The sequence below is a fragment of the Tessaracoccus rhinocerotis genome (genome assembly GCF_007197885.1).
Lineage (GTDB): Bacteria > Actinomycetota > Actinomycetes > Propionibacteriales > Propionibacteriaceae > Arachnia > Arachnia rhinocerotis.
Map to the genome: position 1 here is coordinate 1 of NZ_VKKG01000032.1, position 328 is coordinate 328.

General features: G+C 35.4%; 1 pseudogene. It reads left to right on the plus strand.

Annotation, left to right across the window (positions count from 1 at the left end):
- Positions 1 to 299 (plus strand): annotated as a pseudogene (locus tag FOJ82_RS15995) (IS6-like element IS257 family transposase); the annotation flags it as partial.
- Positions 300 to 328 lie beyond the last annotated feature (29 nt).

Sequence of the window (328 nt, forward strand, 5' to 3'; positions counted from 1 at the left end):
AACCTCAAAAGGTAGTTACAGATCAGGCACCTTCAACGAAGGTAGCAATGGCTAAAGTAATTAAAGCTTTTAAACTTAAACCTGACTGTCATTGTACATCGAAATATCTGAATAACCTCATTGAGCAAGATCACCGTCATATTAAAGTAAGAAAGACAAGATATCAAAGTATCAATACGGCAAAGAATACTTTAAAAGGTATTGAATGTATTTACGCTCTATATAAAAAGAACCGCAGGTCTCTTCAGATCTACGGATTTTCCCCATGCCACGAAATTAGCATCATGTTAGCAAGTTAAGCGAACACTGACATGATATATTAGTGGTT